This is a genomic window from Alkalihalophilus lindianensis, from assembly GCF_032843265.1.
Classification (GTDB): Bacteria; Bacillota; Bacilli; order Bacillales; family Bacillaceae_D; genus Alkalihalophilus; species Alkalihalophilus lindianensis.
Genome location: NZ_JAWJBA010000806.1, coordinates 1 through 247 on the forward strand (window position 1 = coordinate 1; position 247 = coordinate 247).

At 77.7% G+C, this 247-nt stretch carries 1 protein-coding gene; it reads left to right on the forward strand.

Features of this window, described 5'->3' with window-relative positions; translation table 11 throughout:
• Positions 1–247: SDR family NAD(P)-dependent oxidoreductase (locus tag RYX56_RS24400; protein ID WP_317124391.1), on the forward strand; the 247-nt coding region annotated here is incomplete at both ends.

A 247-nucleotide genomic window follows, 5' to 3' on the forward strand; every position in this document is an offset into this window, starting at 1 on the left:
CGGCGCCACCGCCGACGAGTTCGCCGCGCTCGGCGCCATGAGCGATGCCCTGCGCGCCGTCGTGGGCGACGTGTCGAAGCCCGCCGACGCTGCCCGCGCCGTGGCCGTGGCCCTCGACGCCTTCGGCGGCCTCTCGGGCCTCGTCAACAACGCGGGCCTCGCCGAGCCGGCGAGCGCGCCGCTCGACCGCCTCGACCTCGCGGCGTGGCAGCGCACGCTCGACGTCAACCTCACGGGCGCCCTCGTG